This is a genomic window from Algoriphagus sp. A40, from assembly GCF_002002735.1.
Lineage (GTDB): Bacteria > Bacteroidota > Bacteroidia > Cytophagales > Cyclobacteriaceae > Algoriphagus.
Map to the genome: position 1 here is coordinate 1 of NZ_MUNY01000036.1, position 19,459 is coordinate 19,459.

General features: G+C 43.2%; 19 protein-coding genes. 15 read left to right on the top strand and 4 right to left on the bottom strand.

The features are described from left to right. Positions 1–258 precede the first annotated feature (258 nt). The 11 genes from B0E43_RS24880 (at position 259) to B0E43_RS24930 (ending at position 9,331) form a co-directional block, all read left to right on the top strand. Complete coding sequence (locus B0E43_RS24880; RefSeq protein ID WP_077346686.1) at positions 259–732, top strand: Lrp/AsnC ligand binding domain-containing protein; 474 nt, start codon at positions 259–261, stop codon at positions 730–732. Positions 733–972: 240 nt separating this feature from the next. Beyond that, positions 973–2,418: a Fe-S cluster assembly protein SufB gene (sufB, locus tag B0E43_RS24885; protein ID WP_077346687.1), complete on the top strand. Its 1,446-nt coding sequence runs from the start codon at positions 973–975 to the stop codon at positions 2,416–2,418. 49 nt (positions 2,419–2,467) lie between these two features. Next, the gene (locus B0E43_RS24890; RefSeq protein ID WP_077346688.1) at positions 2,468–2,863 is read left to right on the top strand and encodes a four helix bundle protein; all 396 of its coding nucleotides are present in this window, start codon (positions 2,468–2,470) and stop codon (positions 2,861–2,863) included. Between the two features lie 42 nt (positions 2,864–2,905). Then, positions 2,906–3,670 carry a Fe-S cluster assembly ATPase SufC gene (gene sufC / locus B0E43_RS24895; RefSeq protein ID WP_077346689.1) on the top strand — a complete coding sequence of 255 codons (765 nt, stop codon included), beginning with the start codon at positions 2,906–2,908 and terminating at the stop codon, positions 3,668–3,670. A gap of 17 nt (positions 3,671–3,687) precedes the next feature. Next, positions 3,688–4,956, top strand: coding sequence for a Fe-S cluster assembly protein SufD (sufD, locus tag B0E43_RS24900; RefSeq protein ID WP_077346690.1), 1,269 nt, complete (start codon positions 3,688–3,690; stop codon positions 4,954–4,956). A gap of 7 nt (positions 4,957–4,963) precedes the next feature. After that, complete coding sequence (locus B0E43_RS24905) at positions 4,964–6,187, top strand: cysteine desulfurase (RefSeq protein ID WP_077346691.1); 1,224 nt, start codon at positions 4,964–4,966, stop codon at positions 6,185–6,187. Then, the gene (locus B0E43_RS24910; RefSeq protein WP_077346692.1) at positions 6,184–6,615 is read left to right on the top strand and encodes a SufE family protein; all 432 of its coding nucleotides are present in this window, start codon (positions 6,184–6,186) and stop codon (positions 6,613–6,615) included. The genes B0E43_RS24905 and B0E43_RS24910 overlap by 4 nt, the downstream gene beginning before the upstream one ends. Positions 6,616–6,617: 2 nt before the next feature. Further along, positions 6,618–6,956: an iron-sulfur cluster assembly protein gene (locus B0E43_RS24915; RefSeq protein WP_077346693.1), complete on the top strand. Its 339-nt coding sequence runs from the start codon at positions 6,618–6,620 to the stop codon at positions 6,954–6,956. 26 nt (positions 6,957–6,982) lie between these two features. Beyond that, positions 6,983–7,405: a BrxA/BrxB family bacilliredoxin gene (locus B0E43_RS24920; RefSeq protein ID WP_077346694.1), complete on the top strand. Its 423-nt coding sequence runs from the start codon at positions 6,983–6,985 to the stop codon at positions 7,403–7,405. Positions 7,406–7,662: 257 nt separating this feature from the next. Continuing rightward, positions 7,663–8,949, top strand: a complete 1,287-nt coding sequence (locus B0E43_RS24925; RefSeq protein ID WP_077346695.1) for a citrate synthase — start codon at positions 7,663–7,665, stop codon at positions 8,947–8,949. A 121-nt stretch (positions 8,950–9,070) separates the two neighbouring features. Beyond that, on the top strand, positions 9,071–9,331 hold the full coding sequence (locus B0E43_RS24930; protein WP_077346851.1) for an acyl-CoA-binding protein: 261 nt from the start codon (positions 9,071–9,073) through the stop codon (positions 9,329–9,331). 86 nt (positions 9,332–9,417) lie between these two features. Here B0E43_RS24930 and B0E43_RS24935 read toward each other — a convergent pair whose 3' ends face one another. Further along, positions 9,418–10,248: a hypothetical protein gene (locus tag B0E43_RS24935; RefSeq protein WP_139352646.1), complete on the bottom strand. Its 831-nt coding sequence runs from the start codon at positions 10,246–10,248 to the stop codon at positions 9,418–9,420. A 249-nt stretch (positions 10,249–10,497) separates the two neighbouring features. Here B0E43_RS24935 and B0E43_RS24940 point away from each other — a divergent pair, with 249 nt between their 5' ends. Continuing rightward, complete coding sequence (locus B0E43_RS24940) at positions 10,498–13,089, top strand: mechanosensitive ion channel family protein (protein ID WP_139352647.1); 2,592 nt, start codon at positions 10,498–10,500, stop codon at positions 13,087–13,089. Here B0E43_RS24940 and B0E43_RS24945 read toward each other — a convergent pair. The 3 genes from B0E43_RS24945 to B0E43_RS24955 all read right to left on the bottom strand — a co-directional run bounded on the left by B0E43_RS24945 (position 13,068) and on the right by B0E43_RS24955 (position 15,524). Next, positions 13,068–13,697: a hypothetical protein gene (locus B0E43_RS24945; RefSeq protein WP_077346698.1), complete on the bottom strand. Its 630-nt coding sequence runs from the start codon at positions 13,695–13,697 to the stop codon at positions 13,068–13,070. The genes B0E43_RS24940 and B0E43_RS24945 overlap by 22 nt on opposite strands. A gap of 88 nt (positions 13,698–13,785) precedes the next feature. Continuing rightward, on the bottom strand, positions 13,786–14,778 hold the full coding sequence (locus B0E43_RS24950; RefSeq protein ID WP_077346699.1) for a bile acid:sodium symporter family protein: 993 nt from the start codon (positions 14,776–14,778) through the stop codon (positions 13,786–13,788). Next, positions 14,775–15,524: an RNA methyltransferase gene (locus tag B0E43_RS24955; RefSeq protein WP_077346700.1), complete on the bottom strand. Its 750-nt coding sequence runs from the start codon at positions 15,522–15,524 to the stop codon at positions 14,775–14,777. Before B0E43_RS24955 ends, B0E43_RS24950 begins: the two co-directional genes overlap by 4 nt. A 19-nt stretch (positions 15,525–15,543) precedes the next feature. Between B0E43_RS24955 and B0E43_RS24960 the strand changes: the two genes are divergently transcribed. The 3 genes from B0E43_RS24960 to B0E43_RS24970 are packed head-to-tail and all read left to right on the top strand — an operon-like array spanning position 15,544 to position 19,452. Beyond that, on the top strand, positions 15,544–17,961 hold the full coding sequence (locus B0E43_RS24960; protein ID WP_077346853.1) for a BamA/TamA family outer membrane protein: 2,418 nt from the start codon (positions 15,544–15,546) through the stop codon (positions 17,959–17,961). Between the two features lie 7 nt (positions 17,962–17,968). Continuing rightward, positions 17,969–18,880, top strand: a complete 912-nt coding sequence (gene hemF, locus B0E43_RS24965; RefSeq protein ID WP_077346701.1) for an oxygen-dependent coproporphyrinogen oxidase — start codon at positions 17,969–17,971, stop codon at positions 18,878–18,880. After that, positions 18,877–19,452 (top strand): phosphatase PAP2 family protein, encoded by a 576-nt coding sequence (locus B0E43_RS24970; protein ID WP_077346702.1) that lies wholly within the window; start codon positions 18,877–18,879, stop codon positions 19,450–19,452. Before hemF ends, B0E43_RS24970 begins: the two co-directional genes overlap by 4 nt. The last annotated feature ends 7 nt before the right edge of the window (positions 19,453–19,459 follow it).

Genomic DNA, 19,459 nt, shown 5'->3' on the forward strand with positions numbered 1-19,459 from the left:
GAATATAAACCCAAATATAACTTTAGAGATTAAAAGTTTTCGCGCTGATTACCAATTGTTTGGTTTTTTATTAGTTGTCAGATTTATCTATAAACGATCTGACTCAACACCAAATTTTCAATTGCTATTGTTTGATAAGCCCAAAGTAAATGGATTTTGACATTAATTACAAATTGAAAAAAAAATTTTGCAATATTTTGAACAATCTCTAATTTACCGCATCCTTCATTAACAATCATCTAAATCCTCTATAGGAAAATGGACAAAATTTTAGATATCGACAACATAGACCTCAAAATTATCTCTTTGCTAAACGAAGACGCAAAAACCCCATACACCGAAATTGCAAAAAAGGTATTTGTATCCTCAGGGACTGTCCACGTGAGGATGAAAAAATTGGAGGATATGGGAATTGTGAAAAGCGCTACTCTGAACATAGACTTTTCCAAATTAGGCTATGACATCTCAGCATTTCTAGGGATCTATTTGGAGAAAAGTTCGCTGTATGACAATGTCATAGAAAAACTCAAAGCTATTGCTGAAGTAGTAAGTGCCTATTATACGACCGGTAATTATTCAATTTTTGCAAAAATTATTTGTCGGGATACCAATCACCTCCGATTGGTTCTCGATAAAATTCAAAAAGTGGACGGAATAGACAGAACTGAGACTTTGATCGTTCTGGAAGAAAGCATCAACAGGCCAATCCAATTTTTTGACAAAGAGAAATAACACTATTTAGATTAAATCTGGATAAATAATTCAAGTACAAATGAATCAATTTTTGATGGAGTCCGGTCTTTGCCGGATTTTATTTTTTCGGGGCAATTGTTGAAAATCAGAAAGATTTAAGGCTTTTTTTCCTGGCAAATGATATCCCTCATAGATTTTTCGAATGGTCGCGAACATTGTATTTTAATTATATGTTGTACCTTCGCAGTTAAAATGTAATTAGTCTAAATAACTCAGCTCATGAGCAAAGACAACTCAATTTTAGAAGAATTAACCTCCAAAGAATATGAACATGGCTGGTCAGTCAATTATGAGGCCGATGAGGCCCCGATTGGCCTAAATGAGGGCATCATTCGTTGGATCTCTGCCAAAAAAGAGGAACCAAGTTGGCTTTTAGAGTGGAGATTAAAGGCTTTCCGTACCTGGTTGACTATGACCGAACCGGAATGGGCCAATGTTCATTATCCGAAAATCGACCTTCAGTCACTCCGATATTATTCTGCTCCCAAGCAGATTAAAAAGACAAAAAATCTGGATGAGGTTGACCCTGAACTGATTGCCATTTATGAGCGATTGGGAATCTCCCTGAATGAGCAAAAGAGATTGCAAGGAATCGCTGTAGATGCTGTCTTGGATTCAGTTTCAGTTGCAACGACCTTTAGAGGAACCCTTTCCAAACTGGGTATTGTCTTCTGTTCTTTCAGCGAAGCTGTAAAAGAACATCCTGAACTGATCAAAAAATACTTAGGGTCGGTCGTACCGATGACTGACAATTATTATGCAGCACTTAATGCCGCTGTGTTTTCGGACGGTTCGTTCTGCTACATTCCAAAGGGCGTTCGTTGTCCGATGGAGCTTTCTACCTACTTCCGAATCAATGCTGCCAACACCGGTCAGTTCGAAAGAACCTTGATCGTGGCAGATGAGGAGTCTTATGTCAGCTACTTGGAAGGCTGTACTGCACCTTCACGTGATGAAAATCAACTTCATGCTGCTGTGGTAGAAATCTACGCTGGTGCGCATGCTGAAGTCAAATATTCAACAGTTCAAAACTGGTATCCCGGCGATAAGGAAGGAAAAGGAGGCATCTTCAACTTCGTGACCAAGCGGGGAATCTGTGCCGGTGACTATTCTAAAATCTCCTGGACTCAGGTAGAAACCGGATCCGCAGTTACTTGGAAGTATCCTTCCTGCATCTTGAAAGGCGACCATTCTATCGGGGAGTTTTACTCCGTTGCTGTAACCAACAATTATCAGCAAGCAGACACAGGAACCAAAATGATTCACATTGGAAAAAACACCAAGTCTAGAATTGTATCCAAAGGTATTTCAGCAGGTAAATCCCAAAACTCTTACAGGGGTCAAGTCCAAGTGATGAAGCGTGCAGACAATGCCAGAAACTTCTCCCAATGTGATTCTTTGCTAATGGGTGATCGATGTGGTGCGCATACTTTCCCCTATATCGACATCAATAACCCAAGTGCCAAAGTGGAGCACGAAGCAACCACTTCCAAAATCGGCGAGGATCAGATCTTCTATTGCAACCAGAGGGGAATCGCCACCGAAGACGCGGTAGCCTTGATCGTGAATGGCTATGCAAAAGAAGTATTGAACCAACTTCCGATGGAATTCGCAGTGGAAGCTCAGAAGCTGCTGGCGCTGACGCTGGAGGGATCGGTTGGATAAATGGATTTGAAATTTGAGGTTTGAAATTTGAGGTTTGAAATTTGAAATTATGGGAACCATCAGCCGATTCGAAGATTTAGAAATCTGGAAAAAGGCAAGAGAATTTTCCAAACAAGTTTTCGAATTGACTTTAAAAAATGGATTTGAAAGAGACTTCAGCCTTAAAAATCAAATAAATGCATCATCTGGATCGGTAGCCGATAATATTGCTGAAGGCTTTGAAAGAGAAGGGAATAAAGAATTTATCAACTTCCTGAGTATTGCCAAAGGCTCAGCAGGAGAAACTAGATCACAGCTCTACAGAGCTTTTGACAGAGGTTATTTTCCTGAAGAAAAGCTAAAGGAAATGGTTCTATTTAGTCTTGAAATTTCTAAATCAATTTCAGGGTTTATTAAATATTTAAAAGAGAGCGAGTACCGGGGCAACAAGTTCAAAACTGAATAAAAGGTGTCCTGATCTCAAATTTCAAATGTCAAATTTCGAATTATGTTAAGTATAAAAAACCTTCATGCATCAATCGAAGGAACTGAAATCCTGAGAGGAATCAATCTGGAAGTAAAAGCCGGTGAAGTACACGCGATCATGGGACCAAACGGTTCCGGAAAGTCAACTTTGGCTTCTGTACTTGCAGGCCGTGAAGAATATGAAGTAACTGAAGGTGAAGTGACTTTCAAAGGAAAAAATCTATTGGATCTTGCTCCGGAAGACCGCGCCAGAGAAGGCGTTTTCCTTGCTTTCCAATACCCTGTTGAAATACCTGGAGTCTCTTCCACCAATTTCCTCAGAACTGCAGTCAATCAGGTTCGGGAATATAGAGGTCAGGAGCCTTTGGACGCGGTTAAATTTTTGACACTTATGAAAGAGAAGATGAAACTCGTTGAGATCGACCAAAAGTTGCTTAGCAGATCTTTGAACGAAGGCTTTTCAGGAGGAGAAAAGAAAAGAAATGAGATATTCCAGATGGCGATGCTGGAGCCGACTTTGTCCATTTTGGACGAAACTGATTCAGGCCTTGACATTGATGCGTTGAGAATTGTCTCCAATGGGGTCAATCAATTGAAATCAGATAAAAACGCGACCATCGTGGTGACCCACTATCAGCGTTTGCTCGATTATATCGTTCCGGATTATGTGCACGTCCTTTACAAAGGCCGTATCGTAAAGTCAGGCACCAAAGAACTGGCTATGGAACTTGAGGAAAAAGGCTACGACTGGATCAAGGATGAGATTGATTCCGCAGCCACAGTCTGATTTCTAAAACCACAATCATGAGTACCTTGACCAAACAAGATACATTTAGCAGCCTTTTAGCAGCAGCTCCCAAGAACTTTGAATCAGTCCGAACCCTAGGCAATGAAAGCTTCTTAGCTCAGGGACTTCCCGCTGTAAAAGCTGAAGAATATAAATTTACCAACATCAGTAAAAAGCTGGAACAAAATATCTCCAACTTCTCTCCTGCCCTACCTTTTAAAGTGACAGCAGAGCTGGTGAAATCTTCCGTTTTTGAGGGCTTTGAAGGAGATCTGTTGGTTTTCGCAAATGGGAAATTTCTTCCGGAACTTTCCTCCAAAATCGAAGACCTTGAAGTTTCCCTGATTTCCGATAAACCAGAACTTTCCCTTGGTTCAATCGCAAAGCCTGAAAAAGATGCCTTTGCTGCCTTGAACCAGGCTTCTTTTGAAGACGGGATATTTATCTCTGTGCCAAAGAAGGCCCAAATCGAAAAGCCTGTGCTGTTGCTTTCTTTCAATCAGGCAAATGAGGGCCAAGTAATCCAGCCACGCCTTTGGATTGAGGTAGGTGATTTTGCAGAAGTCACTTTTATCGACCAAAGTATCAGCTTGGGAGATACCAGCTACTTTGTCAACAAAGTGGTAGAAGTGAAAGGTGGAGTCAATTCCCAAATTCATTATTACAGATTGCAAAACGAAGGCAAAAACGCCATCGAGGTCAGCAACATCGAAACTGACATTCAAAAAGATGCCCGCTTTAGCTCCGTGACTATTTCCCTTTCAGGAGATATGGTGAGAAACAACCTGAACCTGAATCTAATTGGAAGCAATTCTGAAGGAAATATGTACGGGATTTACCTCATAAATGGCAAAACCCACGTGGACAACCACACCAATGTGGATCATACTATTCCTCATGCTGAGTCCAACGAATTGTACAAAGGAATCCTTGCTGACCAAAGCCGAGGCGTATTCAACGGAAAGATTTTCGTCCGTCAGGATGCACAAAAGACCAATGCTTTTCAGCAAAACAACAATATTCTCCTTTCTGAAGACGCCATCGTCAACACCAAACCCCAGTTGGAAATTTGGGCAGACGATGTGAAATGCTCCCACGGCTGTACCGTAGGTCAGTTGGATGAGGAAGCACTTTTTTACCTACAGGCGAGAGGAATCGACAAAATGCAGGCAAAAGGATTGTTGCTTTATGCTTTTGCAGGCGAGGTTTTAGAGAAAATCGAAGTGGAAAGCTTCCGTGAGTATTGCGATTCACTGATCCAAGATCGATTGGGGAGTAAATTCTAAACCCACCATGAGTTTAAACATCGAACAGATCAGGGCCTTGTTTCCTGTACTTCATCAAGAAGTGCACGGCAAGCCCTTGATTTATTTTGATAACGCTGCCACCACGCAGAAGCCTCAGGCTGTGCTTGATGCTCTGACCAATTATTACGAGCGTGACAACTCCAACATTCACCGTGGAGCGCATGCTTTGGCTGACCGGGCCACCAGATATTATGAGGAAACCCGGGAAGCAGTCAAGGAATTTATCGGTGCAAAAGAATCAGCGGAGATTATTTTCACCAAAGGAACCACTGAAAGTATAAATCTTGTAGCCCAGACTTTTGGGCGAAAATTCATAGGAAAAGATGACGAAATCATCATTTCCACCATGGAGCACCACTCCAACATCGTGCCCTGGCAGATGCTCTGTGAGGAAAAAGGTGCAATCCTGAAAATCATTCCAATCAACGATGCAGGCGAAATTCTTTTCGAAGAATTTGAAAAACTGCTTTCTCCCAAAACCAAACTGGTCAGTATTGTCCATGCTTCCAATGCATTGGGCACGATCAATCCCGTGAAAAAAGTGATTGACGCTGCGCATGCTGTTGGAGCAAAAGTCCTTTTGGACGGAGCTCAATCGACTTCTCATTTGGAAATCAACATTCAAGATTTGAATTGCGATTTTCTGGCATTTTCTGCCCATAAGCTTTACGGTCCGACTGGATTGGGAGTACTTTATGGAAAAAGGGAAGTTTTGGAATCCATGCCACCTTTTATGGGCGGTGGAGAAATGATCAAGGAAGTGACTTTTGAAAAGACCACTTACAATGACATTCCTTTCAAATTTGAAGCTGGAACTCCGAATATTGCCGATGTGATTGCCTTTAAGGCCTCTCTGGATTTTATCAAATCCCTAGGCAAACCTGCCATCAAAGCCCACGAAGACAGCCTTTTGGCTTATTCCAAAGAGCTGTTGACTGGTATTAAAGGATTTATTCCTGTCGGAACTGCAAGCGAAAAGGTTTCTGTTTTATCTTTCAATATCAACGACATGCATCCCTTTGATGTAGGACAAATGTTGGATGCCAAAGGGATTGCCGTGAGAACCGGCCACCATTGCACTCAGCCTTTGATGAAAAGATTTGGGATTGAAGGAACTGTAAGAGCCTCTTTCTCGGTTTACAATACCAAATCTGAAATCGAAAAAATGGCTGAGGGAATTGCCCAAATCGCGAGATTCAAGAATAAATGAGCAGCATCAAAGACATACAGGAGGAGATAGTTTCCGAATTTGAAATTCTCGGAGATGACAAGGAATCGACGATTTTCTACATTATGGAGCTCGGCGGAAATCTTGAAGCCTTTCCTGAAAATGAAAGAAAAGAAGAAAACATCATCAAAGGCTGTCAGTCCAAAGTTTGGTTGATTGCAGATGAAGTTGACGGAAAAGTCCACTACCAGGCAGATTCCAACACAGATATTACCAAAGGCCTGATCTCTCTTTTGATCCGAGTTTTAAATGACCGTAGGCCGGAAGAAATTCTAAAAGCAGACCTTGATTTTATCCAACGGATCGGAATGGGCAGCATTATCGGTAGCCAACGATCAAACGGTCTGGCATCGATGATCAAGCAAATGAAACTTTATGCCTTGGCTTTTCAAACCAAGCAAAACGCCTGAAAATGGAAGCTGAAACCAATATAGAAAACGGTCAGGTGACTAGCCTGAGAGATAAAGTGGTGATGGCCATCAAACAGGTCTATGACCCTGAGATTCCAGTGGATGTGTATGATTTGGGCCTGATCTATGAGATCACCGTTTACCCTGTAAACAACGTGTACGTGTTGATGACACTGACTTCGCCCAATTGTCCTTCCGCAGAATATATTCCTACCGAAGTAAAAGACAAAATCCAGCAAATTCAGGGCATCAACAATGTGGAGGTGGAAGTCACTTTTGACCCACCCTACTCTCAGGACATGATGTCGGAAGCAGCCAAACTTGAATTGGGATTTCTTTAAAACCGAACTATTAAAACGCAACAAATATGTACCCTGAAGAGCTGATCGCTCCTATGAGAGCCGAACTTTCAAATGTTGGATTCCAGGAATTCAGAACTGCCGAGCAAGTAGCAGAGCATCTTGGACCAGATCATAAAGGCACCACATTGGTGGTAGTCAACTCCGTATGCGGTTGTGCTGCAGGTGCGGCAAGACCGGGAATCCGCTATGCAGTAGAGCATTCTGAAAAGAAGCCAACTACCCTTGCTACTGTTTTCGCAGGCAATGACCGCGAAGCAGTTGCCAAATTAAGAGAGTTGGTATTGCCTTATCCTCCTTCTTCTCCCGCAATGGCCTTGTTTAAAGACGGAGAATTGGTTCACTTCATTGAGCGTCACCACATCGAAGGCAGAAATGCAAAAATGATCGGGGATCACCTTGTGGAGGTTTTCGAACATTTTTGTGATTAATTTAATAAAAAAGCCCTTCGGGGCTTTTTTTTAAACATATTCGGGCAAGAATTTACTTTCTGCAATCTTCACCCAGATTTTTGGAGAGGGAGGCAGAGAATTCAGAAAATAGACCTGGCAAAATATGCCTTACGGAATCGCTTCCGAAATAATATTCTGTCCCCCCAAATAATAATATCCTTAAAAAACATTCGATTTTATTAACTTAAGGGCATCTTTTGATGTTTTTCACTAAAAAGTAATCCAAAAAACGATATATGTCTGATTCCGCCAAGTTGTCCTATAAGGGACAAGAATATGAATTCCCTGTAATTACAGGTACTGAAAATGAAAGTGCAATTGAAGTAGGAAAGCTGCGTGATGTCTCAGGGTTGATCACCCTCGATCCGGGATATAAAAACACCGGAGCCACCAAAAGTGCGATCACCTTTCTTGACGGAGAACAGGGCGTTTTAAGATATAGAGGTTACAGAATTGAGGATCTTTCAAAAAAATCAACCTTTCTTGAAGTAGCATTTTTGCTTATCTACGGAGAGCTTCCGTCCCAAGCAGAATACGATGCCTTCACCAAGGAAGTTACCCTACATACACTTGTACACGAAGACATCAAGAAGATTTTGGCCGGATTCCCTTCCAATGCCCACCCGATGGGGGTCCTCTCCTCTTTGATTTGCTCGCTTTCTGCTTTTTACCCAGATTCTCTGAATCCCAACCAAACTGAAGAGGAAGTTAACCTGAGCATTATACGCCTGCTGGCAAAAATGCCGACTTTTGCAGCCTGGGCTATGAAAAATAAGGTCGGACACCCGGTCAACTATCCGGACAATACGCTTGATTACTGCGGCAATTTGCTGAAGATGATGTTCGCGAATCCGGCAGAAAAGTATGAATCAGATCCAATCGTGGCCACCGCGCTGGACAAGCTCCTGATTTTGCATGCCGACCACGAGCAAAACTGCTCCACCTCCACCGTGAGAATGGTAGGGTCTTCTCAGGCTTCTATTTATGCATCTATTTCAGCAGGTATCAACGCACTTTGGGGTCCGCTTCATGGTGGTGCAAATCAGTCTGTCATCGAAATGCTCGAAGCAATCAAAGCTGACGGTGGTGATGCTAAAAAATACCTGGACAAAGCAAAAGACAAAAACGATCCGTTCCGTCTGATGGGCTTTGGCCACAGAGTTTACAAAAACTTTGATCCAAGAGCCAAGATCATAAAGCAAGCAGCTGATGAAGTTTTAAGTAGATTGGGAGTGACGGATCCTGTCCTGGAAATCGCCAAAGAACTGGAATACGCTGCACTGAACGATCAATATTTCATTGACAGAAAGCTCTATCCAAACGTTGACTTCTATTCCGGCATCATCTACCGTGCTTTGGGTATTCCGACTGACATGTTTACAGTAATGTTTGCCTTGGGAAGACTTCCGGGTTGGATTGCTCAGTGGAAAGAGATGCGCGAAAACAAAGAACCAATCGGAAGACCTCGTCAAGTTTATGTAGGTGCACCAGAACGTGATTACGTTTTTATCAATAAGCGATAATTCAAAACAAACATCCTTTAAAGCCATTCCTTACTCGGAATGGCTTTTTTATTCCTTGCCATTTGGGAATCTATTTTTTGGTCCCAATTTTGAAAAACCAAACCGACTTAACCAGTTTTATATGAAGCCTACCACCCTGGAGGAAGCTATCGCGCTGACTCAAAAATTTACCTCAAAACCGAGCAATGAAGAATTGCTGAGACTTTACGGACTATACAAACAAGCCACCGAAGGAGACAACGAAACCGAAAGGCCTGGCGGATTTGATTTTAAAGCTGCCGCGAAATACAACAGCTGGCTGGCCTACAAAGGAAAAACCAAAGAAGAAGCCACTCAGCTCTACATGGATCTTGTCGAGGAACTCTCCAAAAAATACCTTTGAACAAAAAAAGCCTGAGTCGTCTCAGGCTTTTTTGTGACTTAGACTTAATACCAAATGCACTACTTAGAACATTGGGAAATCAAGGTTTACTTCTTTCCGTATTTTGAACCGAACGGAGTCCTTCGGATCATATATTCCATGCCGCCCTTGTAGGAATCTATTGTTGTCCCGAAAACATGTCTTGACTCGGAATATAGATTGTCTCCCCTATCATTGAACATGCGAAAATCAACCATTGTATCGTAATTAATGGTAGTGGTGGAACTTGTGGAAGTGTAGCCGCTGCCCTTTGTGCTGGAAGTGTTTTTATTGTTGTTATAGGTATCGGTTTCTTTCTCTTTGTAGGTTGTCCCCGTCCCTCCATAGGTTGATGCACCTTTGTTTGTAATGCTGAGTGTTCCAAAAATCACAAATTCCACCCCTAGTATTTTAGCTAATTCGTCGGGAGTATTGGATGAAATATTACTGTGATTGATATTGTTTTTTCCAAGAATGGCATTGGTTGTAAGAGGGTCCTGGAGAGTTAGCGTGCGGTACTCATCCCTGACTAAATTTGCGGTATTGTTTTGCACCATTTTACTCATCGCCTCAGGATCCATTCCTCCATCATTAGAGACAAATTCAAAGGGAAGAACAGCCACCTTGTTGTGAGTATCGGGAGATCCTGCCGGAGTTGCGGATTTGGGGGATATAGAAGATGTCCCGCCTGCAGCAGATGTTCCAAATGTTTCAACCCGACCACTTCCAAATTCGATCTTGGCAACATCGGATTTTGAAAACTCATAATCAAATTCCTCACCTACGTATCGAAATTTCACTTGGGAATCAGTAATCCCTGTGACCTTACCTTCCTTTCTTTCTCCATTGGCCAATACTACAATGTCGTTTTTCGCCTGAGAAAATAACTGGGTGCTCAAGAAAAAGAGTATTAACCCTAAAAACAATCTTATTACCTGTTTCATAATTAAATTATTTGGATATTTTTTTGTAAAATATCTTGTATTTTTTCCAAAAATTCAATGTCTGGAGTTTGAAAAATAATTATTTCTGAATTCGAACCCTCGATTTAGCCCTCAATTCCAAGGATATTTTGGCCGGGTTTTTTGCAGTTGGTTATTGCAAGTGTTTAAATTAGATTGAAAAGAAATTTGTCATTCGCAGGTAAAATGGGAAAAAGAAAAGATCCAATCCATCTGATTTTTAGAAAAATTAAAAGCAACATTTTCTTTTTTGGACTAGTCCTCCTTTTCAGTTTTTCTTTTTGTGCGACAGGAATCAGTCAGCAAAATGAAACTATTCAAAGACCAATTATCAAACCTGACTCACTATCAAAAGAAGAATCAACTCAGATAAAAGTCGACACCTCTAAGAGTGATTTTATCCGGCAAATTCAAGCCATCGGAGCCGGTGAATTTGCCAGAGGTTTGGATAAGTTCGAAAGCCGAAAAATCTACCTGAGACAGCACGAACTGATCTCCAACCTGAAAAGTGAGAATTTCAAGTTGAAAGGGATGCTAAACAAGGGGGTCGGACAACAGCAAATCCGCGAAAAACTGAATGAATTTCAGCAACTCTTGCCTGTTGTCCTCGAAGGAATCTCCACTAATGCCATTGAACTACAAACAGACAGAAATGTGGCTGTATCGGCTGCAATCTTCAGGGAAATGCTGGATGAACTGATGGAAGAAAAAACACGGGTCGATCTTTTTGCAAGCAGCTTTAGGCATTCCCTCTACCGGATTGACTCGATCTATGCGGAAAAAGACCTCTACCTATTTCCTCCGGATTCTCTTCAGACCAGGCAATATGCCTTCTTATTGGTTGAACTAAATAAGGAACTTCAGCCAGTCGAAGATTCGGTCAAGACATTCAGCAGCAAACTGGACAGCCTCCAAACCTCAATCAATGCATTGGTCTTTGAACTGAACAACCATCTCGAAAGTCTGGAACAACTCAGGAAAAACCTCAATGGAACCAACTTTGAGCATGAAATCCCCACTGACCCGAACCATCCATTTTTCAGCAGAAGTCTATCGGAAGCAATTAGCTTTTCTTTTTTAAAGGAAAAATATGCCCTCACCTTTTACTTAAAGCTTCGGGAAGGCAGGATGTTTGTTTTGCTCTTATTGGTGCTAGTGGCTTGGATTTTCTTGGCAAATCTAAAAAAGAGGACTGAGAACCTGCACGAAATAGACGATCACGACGACAGCAAAGTGGTCTTAAAATCCCCCTTTCTTTCCGCAATTGTCATAGTACTGGGTTTCTTCCAGTTCTTTTTCATCAATCCCCCCTTTATTTTTTACTGGCTGATATGGTTGATTGCCTCCATAGCACTCACCATGATCTTCATAGGATATCTCAATCGTTTCTGGATGACTTTTTGGATTTTTACCGTTTTGGTCTTCCTTATCTCAGGAGGCACCAATATGCTTTTGCTGCCTACCGCCACTGAGAGATACCTGATCTTGGGCTTATCCCTTTTTGGCATCTTATTTTTGATATTTACTATTCTAAAAAATCAAACCAATCAACTCAAGGAGAAAAAGATCCTCTATTTTATCTACCTCATGGGCCTGTTCGAGTTTATCTCGCTGATGTTGAATGTGACGGGAAGATTCAATTTGGCAAAGTCATTTCTCTTAGCAGGATATATAGGCATAGTCATTGGGATTCTGCTGCTTTGGACTGTCCGACTGGTCAACCAGGGACTTTCAATTGCCACCAAAATCTACCACAACCAGGAGCGGGAACTGTTTTTTATCAATTTCGAAAAATTGGGAAACAAAGCACCGGGCATTTTTTACACCTTCCTGATTGTAGGTTGGGGTATATTGGTCGGTAAAAACTTCTATCGCTTTACGCAAATCTCTGAGTCTATCACTGAGTTCCTGACAGCCGATCGGACGATCGGTTCCTATCAGTTCACCATCAACGGACTCTTTGTGTTTCTGATTATCCTGTTTGTTTCTGTACTGATTTCCAGATTGTTGTCACTATTTTCTGCAGAACCTGAAGCAATCAATTCCGCTGAGCAAAGGAAACGCGTCAGCTTCGGGAGCTGGCTACTGTTGGTTCAGATCTTCGTCATCTCTCTGGGTTTATTTTTAGCATTTGCTGCCTCAGGAATCCCGCTGGATAAGATCACTATCATCTTAGGAGCCTTGTCAGTGGGCATTGGACTGGGTCTTCAGGGACTCGTCAATAACCTTGTTTCCGGATTGATCATCGCTTTCGAAAACACAGTAAAAGTCGGCGACCTGATCGAAGTCGAAGGAAAGCCCGGAATCATGAAATCCATCGGATTCCGCAGCAGTGTGGTCAACATGTTTGAGGGCTCGACTGCCGTGATCCCAAATGGCGAGCTGATCAGTAAGCAAATGATCAACTGGACCACCGGAAAGGGGAGAAAACTCTCTTTGGTAGTCGGAGTAGCTTATGGGACAGACCTGGAATTTGCCGTTAGTCTACTGAAAGAGGTTATTGCCGGTGACCTAAGGATCAGAAGCGCCCCAGTACCCCGAGTCGTTCCCCTTGAATTTTCAGAAAGCAGCATAGTGTTAGAGATTACTTTTTGGCTGGTAAACTATATGGATTACCCTTTTGTAAAGGGCGAAATCATTTCCAAGGTTGATCTAACCTTTAAAGCCAACGGTATTAGAATACCATTCCCTCAGCGGGATCTCTACCTAAAAACTGTCCCTGAGGAGTTGAATGCGGGCCCTTCCCAAAACGATGCTCAGAATGAAAACCAGGGATAATTGTCATTCATAAAATCCAAGGCTCTGGGTAATCCGTCGCCGGGAAGCATTCCTAATTTTGGAAGAACGGAGGGATTCGAAGGATAAGTTTTGCCGTTAAATTTCACAACCCGGTAATCTCCTCCGCTTAGGATATAAAGATCGCTCCAGCCGTTGGTCTTGTCCGGAGCAATTACAACAGGGTAATCCGAAACGGTAAATTTGGAAAGGACTTCCCCTTTGTCATTTAAAATGAATTGGGTGCATCCGCCACTGCCACAGAAATAGGGTCCAGTCAATCCAACCAGAATTTCTTTGCTTTGGTCGCCATTCAAATCAAATTCGAAAAATATAAACTTCCGACTGAGGGAATCAATAATTCCGATTTTCAAGTCTTCTGTAAACAGCTGGTTCAATCGCTCCCTAACCAGCGAAGCTGTTTTCTCAGAAGAAGCATCAATCAAATACTGCCCACCCGGAATTTGATCGGTCGTATCCGGATCAACGGGTACATCCATCGTCGAAGCTACCTCAGCGATTGTTTCATCAACTTGTGCTGTTTCGGGTTCTTTGCCACAGGACCAGGCAAACAAAATTGGCAACAGTAAAAACATCGAAATTTTTCTCATTTGACTCAAAAGGTTTAAAATTTGAAGTTCAATTTAACCAATGAATTTGAGAGAAAATGAGGGCTTTCTTTTAAAACCGGTCTCAGATTTACTCCATTTTTCTCCTCCCAAAATATCCCGCCAAGATGCTTCCCAAAATAAGCTGTTGAATGTGGTAAAGCATCACCGGAAGCAGAACCAGACCGAGAACGGCGGCATCGGGAAAAATCACTTTTCCGATGACTACTGCATGAACCAGGGATTTTTTGGAACCGCAAAAAAGCGTGGTGATTCTGTCATTAATCGAAAATCCCAAAAATCTGGTGATCATTTCCAGAATAATCCAGATCAAAACAAAAATCCCAAGCACAGTAACACTTACCGTGAGAAGGGTGGAAAAACTGTAGGCGGAAAAGATTTTTTGAGCAAAAGACTCTGCAAAAGAGGTGAATACGATCATCATGATCACCGTCTGATCCACGTATTTGAGTTTGGGCAGGATGGTTTTCAATTTTGGGAAAAGCCACCCATGAGCTAGGATCCCAAGGGTCACCGGAAGAATTACCTTGAGGGTAAGTTCCCCGAGCGTCGACCAAAAGTCAATCTCACCTGCTGTTCCGCCATCCAAAAAACCCATCCAGGCAGGTGTGAGGATGACACCCAACAAACTCGAAATACTGGCATTGAAGATTGCTCCCGGCAAGTTGCCGCCTGCTATAGACACCATCACCACCGATGCGCTGACCGTGGATGGCAATGCCGATAAATAACTGATTCCCAACCGAAAATCCGGATCAATCCAAGGTGTGATCTGCATCAATCCCAAGACAATGACCGGGAAAATCAGAAATGTGGAAAGCTGAATCAACAGGTGAAGTCTCCAGTTGGAAAGTCCTGATTTGAGCTGCTCGGGATCAAGTTTGACTCCGTAAAAAAAGAAGACAAAAGCAATCCCCAGATTGATCATCGGCTTCCAGGGAAGTCCCGAATCCGCAGAACCTACCTCCGGGAAAATCGCTGCAAGTCCAATAGCTGCAAAAAGACCAAGCAAAAACCCGTTGATACCAACCCGTTGAAGTGTCTGGACCAATTTGTTGATCATGAGCCCATCAGCCTTTTGAAGTTGTCACAAAGAATAGCGGTGGCAATAGCGACATTCAGCGATTCTGCCTTTCCAAAGCCCGGAATTGTCACTTTTTTGGAGACGAACTTTTCCATCTCAGGAGAAATTCCCTTGGATTCATTCCCCATCAGAAGAATCCCCGGAGCTGGATTTTGAAGTTTGTGGATGATTGTACCGTCCAAAAAAGCTCCATAAACCGGCCGTTTCCAACGGCCCAAAACACTCTCCAGCTCTTCATAGAAAAACTTCACCCTGGTAAACGAACCCATGGTGGACTGGATCACTTTGGGATTGTAAAATTCCGCAGTTTGGGGAGAAAACACCAGCTTTTGGATCCCATACCAATCCGCCACGCGAATGATAGTACCCAGATTTCCTGGATCACGAACATCATCCAAGGCAATGATCAACTCATCATTTTCAGGTAGGAAAGGAGTATTGGGTTTCATCCGAACCACGGCAAGGGCGGAATCATTGGACTGAAATTGCCCGAGTTGTTCAAGTTGATTTTGCGTCACTCGTATCAATTCCCCTTTAAAGGACTTTAGGACGCCAAAATTCTTATTCTCGAAAGCTTCGGTAACCAATACTAAATCCACCAAAAAATCTGATTGCAAAACCTCCAAAACACTTTTTTCACCTTCTACAAAGAACTGCCCGAACTCGATTCGGTATTTTTTTTGATGTAAGGATTTAATAAACTTAACTGTATTTTTGCTCAGCATCCCTTCAGCTTATTCCGATTTGAAATCCTCCAAATATATACTTTTTATAGCTCTCCTTGGGATTTGCTTGGGCTGTTCGCTCACCAAAGACCTGCCGGAAGGGAAATTCGCGGTCTATGAAAATGAAATAAAAGGGGTAGAAAAATCGGACAAAGAGGAACTCTACAGCCTGATCGAGCAAGAACCCAATACCAGATTTTTGGGATCCTCTCTTGGTGTCACGATTTACAGAATCGGGGAAAATTTCTTTGACAGCGTCAAGGTTGCCGATAAGTTGGAACTTGCCGGTGAAGAACTCTCGGAAATCAAACTGGCTAGGGACACCGTGCCTGAAAATAAAAAACTCAGAAAAAGGGAAGACAAGCTGATATCCAAAATCGAGGGACTGGAAAAGAAACTCGAGTTTGGAAATGCAATAATGCGTACAGGAAATCCACTGGTGGTTCTGGACACCTTGGAGACAGAAACAACCGTCAGCAATTTGAAAGGATACCTGGTGAATCATGGCTTTTTTGATTCCAAAGTCGGGTATGAGGTGGAAACCAAAAAGGAGAAAGCTTTTATCAGCTACCTGATCACTGAGGGAAGTCCCTACATTCTTGACTCGGTTTACACCCGTTCTGACAATCCTGAAATCCTCAAACTGCTAAATCAAACTTCCGAAAAGTCCCTGCTGAAAGAGGGCGAAAATTACATCCAGAACAACATCGTCGGGGAGCGAAACAGGATCGAAGAGCTGTTGAAAAACAACGGCTTCTACATGTTTTCAAAGTCCTACATCAATTACCTCGCCTACCAGGACACCACTACCAAAACCATCAAACTGGAGCAGGTTATCCAAAAGCCTACTTTCACAGACAAACACGAAGTCTACACCATCGACTCCATCACATTCCGGATCAATCCACCCAGCAATGAATTTGCAGACCGAAGGATCCAACAGGAGTATCGGGATATCGACTTTTCATTTTACCGCGATCGATATTCCGCAAAAGTGCTGGCTTCCAGGATATTTCTTCAGAAGGGACAGCCTTACAACAGGACCTCCGCTATCGAAACCCAGCGGCAATTAAGCAACCTAGATCTGTTTCGTTTTGTCAACATTTCCTTTGATACTGTGGGCACTTCACTGACTGCCCATATTTTTACACAGCCCAATCAAAAATATCAACTGACCAATCAGCTCGGGATGACCATAACTGAGCAGCTGCCCGGTCCATTCTTCAGTACCGCCTTGAGAAACAGAAATTTCTTCCGTGCCGGAGAAATCCTGGAATTTAACTTCCGGGCAGGCCTCGAGGGTGTAGCTTCAGCTACAGGACAGGGAGTGTACCAAAGTTCCGAGGTCAGCACCGGATTTACGGTGATTTTTCCAAGGTTCCTTATTCCCTTTGCTCCAAATTCGCTTCAAAAATATGGGCGCTACAATCCCAATACCCGGGTCAGGTTGAGTTATATCTACACCAACCGACCGGAATACACCCGTAATTCCGTCAACGGACTACTCTCCTACTCTTGGGCCACAGCCAACAACAAAGTCCTCTATACCCTGAATGCCGCTGACCTGAGCTATATCCGAACGCCTAAAATTCAGGATGAATTCCTGCAAATTCTGGAGGATCTGCAAAACGAGGGAAACAACCTGATTTGGTCATTTCTACCTTCATTCATCAGCAGCATTTCCGGCCAGACTATAATCAATTTCAACAGGTATGGAGATTTCAAGGCAAACAAAGCCTCTCTTCTCAGACTCTTTGCAGAAAGCGGTGGCACCACGCTCAACTTTTTTGATGTCAGGAGCAACAGCGAGCCGGACATCGAGTATGCAAATTTCCAATGGGTGAAGACCCAAATCGATTTCAGGAGGTTTTACCCGGTAGACGAAGACCAGACTTTTGCCTATAGACTCAATTTCGGTTGGGCCAGGCCATATGGGGTCAGTGCCGGGATTTTGCCTTATGAAAAGTACTTTTTCGCCGGTGGTGGTACCAGCGTCCGGGCATGGCAAGCCAGACGACTTGGTCCGGGAAGCTATGTCCCCGAGACTGGTGAGGGTGGTGAATACGATTATACCAACGAGCAGCCAGCTGAAATGATCCTGGAAAGTATGCTCGAATATCGAAGGAAACTCTTTGGCTATTTTGACATGGCGGCGTTTGTGGATATCGGAAACAGCTGGGTAATCGGCTATGATGCCGCAAGACCGGGAGCAGATTTTAGATACGACCGTTTTTACAAAGAACTTGCCGTAGGTACAGGGCTTGGATTGAGAATGGACTTTGAATTTCTAGTCGTCAGGCTTGACTTGGCAACCAAAGCCATTGATCCTGCCAAACCTGAAGGGGAGCGATGGGTGCTTGACAACATCAGTTTCCAAAGGCCTTTCGGTGTCAAAGGCCAGACAGTGCTTAATTTTGGGATTGGATATCCTTTCTAAATACATCATGGGTAGAAAAACAAAAGCCGAAATCGCCGAAATCTACAGGCAAATGCAGGATCATATCTGTGGCGGATTGGAACAGGGAGACGGGCAAGGCAAATTCATGGAAGACCAATGGGACCGGGAAGATGGTGGCGGTGGCCGAACCCGGACTTTTCAAAATGGCGCCATAATTGAAAAAGGCGGCGTGGCATTTTCGGAAGTTTACGGACCTACACCGGAAAAAATCCTCCAAAAACTCGGTCTGGAAAAGTCGGATTTCTTCGCTACCGGAATTTCAATTGTGCTCCACCCTTTCAGTCCCATGGTGCCAATCATCCACATGAATATCCGGTATTTCGAAATGGAAAATGGCATTCATTGGTTTGGAGGTGGGATTGATCTCACACCACATTACGTGGATCCGCAAGACGCAAAGTATTTTCACAAAGAAGTAAAAAATGTTTGCGATCAATTTGATCCCGAATATTACCCCAAATTCAAAGCATGGGCTGATGATTACTTTTTCGTAAAACACCGTGATGAAACCCGTGGAATCGGGGGGATTTTTTACGACAGACTCACAGCAAAATCAGATGAGCACTTTCAGCAAATCCTTGACTTCAGTTTGGAAATCGGAAGGCTTTTCCCGAGAATCTATACTTATTTCATGGAGAAAAACTCCAAAATCCCTTTTGGCCCCGAAGAAAAAGCCTGGCAAAATCACCGTCGTGGACGTTATGTAGAATTCAACCTGGTCTGGGATTCGGGAACTAAGTTTGGACTGGACACAAACGGCCGCACTGAAAGCATCCTGATGAGTATGCCCCCACAGGCTGAATGGACCTATATGCATCAACCCAAGCCGGGAAGTGCCGAGGAATTCACCCTGAACCACCTGAAAAAAGACATCGATTGGTTAACTTTTGAAGAATGATCGAAACGCTTAAAAAATGGGATGAGGATCTGTTCCTCTGGCTGAATTCCTTCCATTTCGATTGGTTGGATCCGGTGATGCTCCAGATTTCTGAAACCATCACCTGGGTACCACTTTATGCCTATTTGATCTGGCGGATTTTCAAGATGGATCGGGCAAACGCCTGGTGGGTTTTAGGAGGTGTCGCCCTGACTATCCTTGCCGCAGACCAATTCACTTCGGGATTTTTGAAGCCACTCATGGAGCGCCTAAGGCCTTGCCATGATCCGCGCTGGGAAGGTATCATGCACAATTACGAGCGATGTGGGGGCCTTTATGGTTTTGTTTCCTCCCATGCAGCCAACACCTTCGGTATGGCTGTTTTCCTAAATCGAAAATTAAAAGGAAAAGTCAAAAACCTTCGCTGGCTATATCTCTATGCTGTGGTAGTGAGTTATTCCCGGATTTACCTCGGAGTCCACTACCCTTTCGACATTCTGCTCGGTGCATTGATCGGGACGGTGGTGGCCTGGCTTGCCTGGTTTTTCATAGTCATCGTCAAGCGGGAACTGGTAAAGCAAGCCCTCAAGTAAGCCTGCT

Bases quoted from the DNA above. Each gene is read 5' to 3' on its own strand.
- B0E43_RS24880 (WP_077346686.1), top strand. From the start codon at position 259: ATGGACAAAATTTTAGATATCGACAACATAGACCTCAAAATTATCTCT.
- sufB (WP_077346687.1), top strand. From the start codon at position 973: ATGAGCAAAGACAACTCAATTTTAGAAGAATTAACCTCCAAAGAATAT.
- B0E43_RS24890 (WP_077346688.1), top strand. From the start codon at position 2,468: ATGGGAACCATCAGCCGATTCGAAGATTTAGAAATCTGGAAAAAGGCA.
- sufC (WP_077346689.1), top strand. From the start codon at position 2,906: ATGTTAAGTATAAAAAACCTTCATGCATCAATCGAAGGAACTGAAATC.
- sufD (WP_077346690.1), top strand. From the start codon at position 3,688: ATGAGTACCTTGACCAAACAAGATACATTTAGCAGCCTTTTAGCAGCA.
- B0E43_RS24905 (WP_077346691.1), top strand. From the start codon at position 4,964: ATGAGTTTAAACATCGAACAGATCAGGGCCTTGTTTCCTGTACTTCAT.
- B0E43_RS24910 (WP_077346692.1), top strand. From the start codon at position 6,184: ATGAGCAGCATCAAAGACATACAGGAGGAGATAGTTTCCGAATTTGAA.
- B0E43_RS24915 (WP_077346693.1), top strand. From the start codon at position 6,618: ATGGAAGCTGAAACCAATATAGAAAACGGTCAGGTGACTAGCCTGAGA.
- B0E43_RS24920 (WP_077346694.1), top strand. From the start codon at position 6,983: ATGTACCCTGAAGAGCTGATCGCTCCTATGAGAGCCGAACTTTCAAAT.
- B0E43_RS24925 (WP_077346695.1), top strand. From the start codon at position 7,663: ATGTCTGATTCCGCCAAGTTGTCCTATAAGGGACAAGAATATGAATTC.
- B0E43_RS24930 (WP_077346851.1), top strand. From the start codon at position 9,071: ATGAAGCCTACCACCCTGGAGGAAGCTATCGCGCTGACTCAAAAATTT.
- B0E43_RS24940 (WP_139352647.1), top strand. From the start codon at position 10,498: ATGGGAAAAAGAAAAGATCCAATCCATCTGATTTTTAGAAAAATTAAA.
- B0E43_RS24945 (WP_077346698.1), bottom strand. From the start codon at position 13,697: ATGAGAAAAATTTCGATGTTTTTACTGTTGCCAATTTTGTTTGCCTGG.
- B0E43_RS24950 (WP_077346699.1), bottom strand. From the start codon at position 14,778: ATGATCAACAAATTGGTCCAGACACTTCAACGGGTTGGTATCAACGGG.
- B0E43_RS24955 (WP_077346700.1), bottom strand. From the start codon at position 15,524: ATGCTGAGCAAAAATACAGTTAAGTTTATTAAATCCTTACATCAAAAA.
- hemF (WP_077346701.1), top strand. From the start codon at position 17,969: ATGGGTAGAAAAACAAAAGCCGAAATCGCCGAAATCTACAGGCAAATG.
- B0E43_RS24970 (WP_077346702.1), top strand. From the start codon at position 18,877: ATGATCGAAACGCTTAAAAAATGGGATGAGGATCTGTTCCTCTGGCTG.